This window comes from Legionella drancourtii LLAP12 (assembly GCF_000162755.2).
GTDB lineage: Bacteria > Pseudomonadota > Gammaproteobacteria > Legionellales > Legionellaceae > Legionella > Legionella drancourtii.
Genome location: NZ_JH413823.1, coordinates 7184 through 13420 on the forward strand (window position 1 = coordinate 7184; position 6237 = coordinate 13420).

Here is a 6237-nt window from a genome sequence, read left to right on the forward strand (position 1 = left end):
TAAGGTTGGTGCAGGAATTTTATCATTCACTGCAATGGCTTTTGTCACTTTGCCAGCAAAATTGACCAGTTTGTATTTTACAGTCAGATTGACAGTATGATGGGCAGCAAATGCAAAGTGCATTGACAATAAGGAAGAGGTTAGCAAGCGTAAAATATGCTTAAAAAACAACTTCACTTTTCTTCTTCCTTAATTTAATTAGGGGTTGTTCTAACACAATATCAGTTGATATGCAGCTAAGAGTAACATATTTATACTCGCGAATGCTTGGGTATTATGAGAAGGATTCAGATTAGCCGTTTATTATTTTCTCCTAATAAATTACTTGCAGCAATAGATAATATTCCGCGATACCGCCGGCAATACCCGCTTTTTCATGAGCGATCTGAATCGTCTATAAAGTAATGGCTTGGCAGGAATGTTCCAGAACCAAATCTGCATCTTGTGCGGCATTTAAAAGACGATAAATATCATGAGGAACTTCTTTGCTGGTATTTTTATCCCCTTGTTGATTACTGTTGTTTAGTTGGTAACTTACATAAGCAAGGGTTAAGGTGAGTGCTATAGGCCAAGAAATTACTGCTGCAGTGATAATAAATGCAATTCCACCGACATTAAAGGCCAGGGCTTGTAAAAAATGGCTGTAATTCTGGTTATATTCTTCATTAAGTTGTTCGATTAGTTTTTGATGATGCGTATCATGCAAAATCGCACCGTTAGATAACTCACGCTTTACGGCGACTCGGCTTTGTTGATATTTTTTATAATCTTCGGCTGTATTATATAATGCATTACCGAGCATACTAAATATGGCTAGACCAGCAATTGCCAGAGGGCCTGTATAGAGTAGGGTAATTGCAAAGCAGCTTGCTAATATGTTGGCACCTAAAATGTTAATAGCATAATATGCACATTGAACTTCCCACTCATCATTTAATACATCAATTTGCCGTTCAATGATTGCTTGTTCAAAGAGCGCTGCATTCTTCTTTTGGGTAATTAATTCGTGTAAACGCTGATTATGTTTTGTTACCTCAAAAAAAACTTGTGCTAAGAATAATAAAATATCAAATATTAGAAAAGAAAGAACAATCGGAGAGACTGCTAGTGAAGAAATATGGAAGAAATTATTATAAGTAGTTAGTAGACTTACTACAGACCAAACTAAATCACTTGCCATGATAAAAGAACGTCTTTCCAACTCTTGTTTTAACACTTTTGTTGCTGACAGCTCTTTATTGATGGTGGCTTGTAGTACATGTTTGAGCATTAGTATTAAATTAATCAGAAAACGAATTGCAAGCAGAGCGATACCCAATAGGGCGATTGTTTCCCGTGAATTATTTAATAAATTAAGACCTTCGACAAAGCTGTATTGATTCCCAAGCATGGAGTTCAATTCATAAATAACATCAGAAATAGGGCTTTTTTCTAGGTATGTAATTGCTTGTGTGGCTAAATTACGACTGTAGCTAAAGTGAGATCTCTTGGCATTTATATCGCCAATATATTTACGTAATTTATAAAGGTCAATCAAAGGAGATTGGGGCTCGTTCAAATTTTCTAGTAAAAAAGCGGAAGATGGATCAATTACATCTTGTTTTCTACTAGAAACATAGACTCGAATAAATACTTCAATTTCCTTTTTCTGTTCTTTTAATTTTTTTAACTCGGAACCCGCATAATCATATTCATAATAGCAAATCATTAAATAACAGAGTGTGTTTAAATAGAATATTGCCTCGACGTCTTTTAACCAATGTTGTTTATTGGCGATAAATAATTGCAATAAAGAAGAAAACTCAAATCGTAATTGATCTAAGTCAAAATCATCCTCTTTAAACGAGAGGGCGTTTTTTTGTTCTAATGAATGAGTAAAAAATGCGTGCTTTATGAGACTAAGGTTTGATGTTCCCATAAAAAAGCTCTCTTTGCGCCCTTAAAAGTCAAATTGGTTGATTATTTGGTAAGCGCGCAATTATGCCTATACTGAGTGAATTATGCAATAAATTGATGATGCCATTTACGTTCTTATTTAACCTCTGAGTGAGAGCCGGGTGATTTATTCCATCCAATTTAAGAACATATTTCTTCTTCCGTTTTATTAAAATAACAATCGTTGATACCAGTACGCTCATTCATACATGTATCAACGATTAAATAACTTAAGACGAAATTTTTCCACAACCAATGCGTGCGCCACCGCCACCTAGTGGGGGATTGTCCGTATAGTTGTCTCCACCCTCATGGATCATAACTGCATGTCCTTTAATATCTTGCGTCTTCAAACGAGGAGCCAAAACAGGAATCGTTGCCATTCCTTTAGCGTCAACGACTAATACGGGTAAATCACCTAAGTGACCTTGTCCATAAGGACCTTGATGACTATTCGTAGCAGCTGGATCTAAATGAGCACCAGCACTCATGCCATGATCACCACAGTCAGGGTGTTGGTGAATGTGAAAACCATGGATGCCTACGGGAAGCCCAGACAATTGCGGTTTGATCAGTAGACCATATTTGCTGTCTTCAAAAATTACTTTTCCTAATGGCGTGCCATTAGCTGATGAAACATCACTTGTTATTGTTGCTGCATAGGATATTGATGAAATAAGTAAGGCAAATGCTCCTATGATGACATGTTCTTTTTGTTTTATTTTGCACATGATTCAATCCTTTTTATGTGGTTTTAAGATTTTAGCATAAGATATTTAATTAAGTGCATTTACAGAATTATAGAGTTGTTTTAATCCCTGTTTATAGGAAGGATAGTGTAGATTGATGCCCAACGCTTGTTTTATTTTTGCATTCGAAACACGACGATTATTGGCATAAAAATCAAGCTCCAGGGGTGATAACTTTGCTGTTTCATAAGGTTGAAGGGGTAGGAGGGGACAATGAAGCAACGAGGCTGCATAGGCGTCAAGAATATGCGATGGTGTCGGCTCATCATCCGCAACGTTATAAATTGCAAAAGGCTGCGGGTGCTTAATTGAGGCAAGAAGTATGGATACGATATCATCTACATGGATCCTGGAGAAAAAATGCCCTTCCTTGTAAATAGAATACTGCTTTCCGGCAATAATACGCTCTAATGCATTTCTTTTGGGGCCATAAATACCGGCTAATCTAAATATATGCAACGGTAGTTGTTGAGCTATTGCAAAGGACATCCATGATTGTTCGGCATCTAATCGTAATCGTCCTGATTTACCAGGTGAAATGGATGCTGACAATTCATCAACCCATGCGCCTTGATGATCGCCATAAACCCCTGTAGTTGAAAGGTAACCAAGCCATTGTACCTGCGATGAATAAGCTCTAATTAAATCAGCAAAGTTTGTAAGCACAGGATCACCACTCTCAGCTATTGGCGGGGTACTTACTAAAATATGTGTCGCAAAAGACAGGTATTTTGTTACTTCGTCCAGAGAAAAATTAATTAACTCATACGTTGTGCTTTGCTTTATTTTTTCTTGAGCACGTGTTGTCCCAATCACGCGAAAATTTAACTCAGAAAGTTTCTGTGCTAAAAAATTAGCGGTGTAGCCAAAACCAAAGATAAAAAAACATGGGCGCATATTTACCCTTATGTATTGAATAATTAATTGACTCCGTAGCCTTAGTGTATCATCAACGTATGTTATAATCAGTTGCAGTAAAGTTTTTTAGTGCCTGGTTCTTCGATAGAAGCACCAGAATATCCTCTGATATAAATTAACAAAAACTGATTTTATAATTAGGTGTTTCGGGTAATAAGCACGGATAGTAAGCCCGGGCTACTAAACCTCAATTGAGGGCTCAAATTTTTATTTTTTCAATGTGATACGGGCATTGATTGATGGTTTTGCGCTCTATATGTATAATATTTGACACGTCTAATTATTTTTCGGCCTCATATGAAAGAAACGGAAAATCTTATAATTCAGTTGATTAGTAAATATGAAAAGGAAGAGTATAATTATCAAATAAAAGGAGATATTGATAAATTACTCTATGAGTTAATGAGCCAGCCGTTTGCTTCTTCCTCCATTAAGTTTATTAAGCATCAGGTATTACTCAATTATGTTTCTTTGCTCAAAGAATTTGGCGATGAAGCAGAATTTCTGCTTTGGTTCGCAATTGAAGATTATCTCTTAACAAAAGATAGCCACTCTGAAGTTAATAAGAAAAAACTAGGTTTTATAGAACAAGGATTGCAAGCTATTCTTGTCGATCATGTGGTTGCTCGGCACGCAAAAATCCCCCCCAAACAGCAGGGCATTGAGCTTCTACCTGATTTTATTGCTAATAAAATCTATATTAGAAAAATTTTTTCGACTAATGATCAGTCATTAATTAAATTATTTTGTAACTATTTTCCTCGTCCCAGGGCCGATATTTTCGAACCAGATCAAATACCCATTGCAATTGCACAACATGAGCAAGATGCGTCTAGAGCGATTAAAACAATTTTAAAAAACAATGATAATAATTTAGCGTTTATTGAAGAGCAAACGATTAAATTGCAACGAATATTTCGCGCACAGCAAAGGAAAAGAGAGGAAATTTGCCGCGTTGCAGCGCGGCATGAGGGCTACATTCAAAAAACGCGGTCTACAGCCCAACAATTATTAGATGATGCCAATACACCATATATACCCCAATGTAATACAGAACTTGCCGAGCGATTAGTTAAAGCTGCGACTCAAGTAAAACTTTTTTCCTCGGAAATACGGCATTTCACCGCAAACGCGGCCCTTGAAAGTATATTTAATGATGCATTATATGGCCGACGAACGTTGTTACAAAATTATATGTTTTTTAGACCTTCGGTGCTTGATTCTGGTGATCGAAAAAGGGGGGATGCCAATGTTATTTGCTTTGGTGCCAATGAGATAGATCCAGGAGCCATACAACTCGATACAGTAGAACTTGTCTTAGATACTGCAAAAATGCCAGATAAAAATCCATGTGTTTTTTATAAGCAAAGAGATCTTGGCTTTATTTTAAATGAAAAACAAAGAAAAGTAGATCTTGGGGATCTGGAATTAGATTTTTCGCATACTCGACAATTATCTCATTCTAAAAAAAGAGAAGGCTATGTTAATTTTCAATTATTTAACGATACAAATTTAACCGCTTTTGCCGAAATTCCAGATAGTCTTTTGATTGCCTATGATTTGCAAAAAATGCATCAAATATTGGCTCTAAATTTTTTCAGATTTATCGATAAATTACATATTCCGCAGGCTCATAGGAACAGTCGCGCTATAAAAGCGCAGGTGATTATTGACGATATATATTCCAGACTTAATCAATTAAGCGATGAAAAATTAGTTTGCTTTTTGTATGAAGTGGGATCTCAAATGAGCGATACCATGGAGTATAATTTTTATGGCGCTCATAAAATAGACTTTTCATCCATTGTGCGTATTTCTACATATAATGCAACAACAATACCCCTGTTTACCTTGCATCTGGATACTTTTTTTGCGTCTTTGCAGTCAGGTAATATGCAGACATTGGACGATGCCAAGAAACATTTACCAGGATTATTTAAAAGTTACCGTTTTATTGATTATTTGTTAACGAAGACTAGCCATGCGGCAATGATCCTTGAGCTCAGCAAAATAAGAGAACAGTGTAAAACCCCGCTATGGTTAGAAGAAGAGAATAAGCAAGATAAATCTCTAAACCCACGAAACTAATGGTTCCAATCATGAGTAGAGGCAAGGCATATTGCCTCTTTTTTGCCTATTCAGTGTAAATGTGGTTTAATACAGTCCTATTTGGATTTATTGAGAACCAATTATGAGAAAAATAATCGTACTCCTCCTTCTATCTTCCTTTTTTTCAGTAGGTTATGCCAGTAAGCTCAGTCAATTTTTTAAAAATATGGAAAAAGAAGATAAAGCACGACAAGAGAAAGAATGGCAACAAGATATGAATTTTGGTGATTTCTCATTTCGCTTGGAAAAACGCTATACCGATGATCGAGGCCAACAGTGCCGTGATTATAAATTTAGAGCACGTAGCAATCCTTATCGTCACGGCTATTATACTGTTTGTGAAGATCGCTAGACATTGCCGCAGGGTGCCGGCGTAACTAATATTAGGTTGGGGCTAAACGAAGTGCAGTCCGGACTCACGGCCATTAATTATGCTTCAAATGTCTCAGAGCCTGTCGTCCCTGCGTGGCATTGTTGCGTGGAAGCGAAAGCTAGAAAAAATAAGGAGTTGCGAATTCAAACCCTT

General features: G+C 36.6%; 5 protein-coding genes. 2 read left to right on the top strand and 3 right to left on the bottom strand.

The features are described from left to right. Positions 1 to 394: 394 nt before the first annotated feature. From LDG_RS09465 to LDG_RS09475, 3 genes are all read right to left on the bottom strand, one after another. Positions 395 to 1918 carry a hypothetical protein gene (locus LDG_RS09465; RefSeq protein WP_006871087.1) on the bottom strand — a complete coding sequence of 508 codons (1524 nt, stop codon included), beginning with the start codon at positions 1916 to 1918 and terminating at the stop codon, positions 395 to 397. Positions 1919 to 2165: 247 nt separating this feature from the next. Next, the gene (locus LDG_RS09470; RefSeq protein WP_006871089.1) at positions 2166 to 2666 is read right to left on the bottom strand and encodes a superoxide dismutase family protein; all 501 of its coding nucleotides are present in this window, start codon (positions 2664 to 2666) and stop codon (positions 2166 to 2168) included. A gap of 45 nt (positions 2667 to 2711) precedes the next feature. Further along, positions 2712 to 3581 (bottom strand): SDR family oxidoreductase, encoded by an 870-nt coding sequence (locus LDG_RS09475; RefSeq protein WP_006871090.1) that lies wholly within the window; start codon positions 3579 to 3581, stop codon positions 2712 to 2714. A gap of 318 nt (positions 3582 to 3899) precedes the next feature. On the opposite strand from LDG_RS09475, the gene LDG_RS09480 reads away from it, so the two are divergent. Next, positions 3900 to 5690, top strand: coding sequence for a hypothetical protein (locus LDG_RS09480; RefSeq protein WP_006871091.1), 1791 nt, complete (start codon positions 3900 to 3902; stop codon positions 5688 to 5690). Between the two features lie 103 nt (positions 5691 to 5793). Further along, positions 5794 to 6063, top strand: a complete 270-nt coding sequence (locus LDG_RS09485; protein ID WP_006871092.1) for a hypothetical protein — start codon at positions 5794 to 5796, stop codon at positions 6061 to 6063. Positions 6064 to 6237 lie beyond the last annotated feature (174 nt).

What these genes read in the sequence shown, in the direction of transcription:
- LDG_RS09485 (WP_006871092.1), top strand. Translation starts at nt 5,794, where the DNA reads ATGAGAAAAATAATCGTACTCCTCCTTCTATCTTCCTTTTTTTCAGTA.
- LDG_RS09470 (WP_006871089.1), bottom strand. Translation starts at nt 2,666, where the DNA reads ATGTGCAAAATAAAACAAAAAGAACATGTCATCATAGGAGCATTTGCC.
- LDG_RS09475 (WP_006871090.1), bottom strand. Translation starts at nt 3,581, where the DNA reads ATGCGCCCATGTTTTTTTATCTTTGGTTTTGGCTACACCGCTAATTTT.
- LDG_RS09480 (WP_006871091.1), top strand. Translation starts at nt 3,900, where the DNA reads ATGAAAGAAACGGAAAATCTTATAATTCAGTTGATTAGTAAATATGAA.
- LDG_RS09465 (WP_006871087.1), bottom strand. Translation starts at nt 1,918, where the DNA reads ATGGGAACATCAAACCTTAGTCTCATAAAGCACGCATTTTTTACTCAT.